We start from the raw sequence: 364 nt of genomic DNA on the forward strand, positions 1-364 counted from the left end.
TATTTGGATGAGACTTATATCAAAGTTAAGGGAGACTGGCATTATCTCTATCGTGCAATTAATAAAGATGGGCACACATTGGATATTCAACTTCGTAAAAAACGGGATCATCAGGCTGCCTATGCCTTCATGAAGAGATTAGTAAAACATTTTGGAGAACCTACGGTTCTCACTACAGACAAAGCGCCGGCATTACTTTGCGCATTTAACAAATTAAGAAAACAAGGATTTTATCAAACTACAATCAAACATTTGAATAATCTCATAGAACAGGATCATAGGCATGTAAAGAGACGCTTTTCCAAATCCGCAGGATTTCAAAATCTTCGTCATGCTTCACGTACGATAAAAGGTATCGAGACTA

Annotated in this window: 1 protein-coding gene; it reads left to right on the forward strand. The window is 37.1% G+C overall.

Annotation, left to right across the window (positions count from 1 at the left end; all coding sequences use genetic code 11):
* A partial coding sequence (locus tag HRG09_RS28450; RefSeq protein WP_174104117.1) for an IS6 family transposase occupies window positions 1-364 on the forward strand: 364 nt, incomplete at both ends.

This window comes from Bacillus sp. Xin1 (genome assembly GCF_013314535.1).
In the GTDB taxonomy this organism is placed as follows: domain Bacteria; phylum Bacillota; class Bacilli; order Bacillales; family Bacillaceae_G; genus Bacillus_A.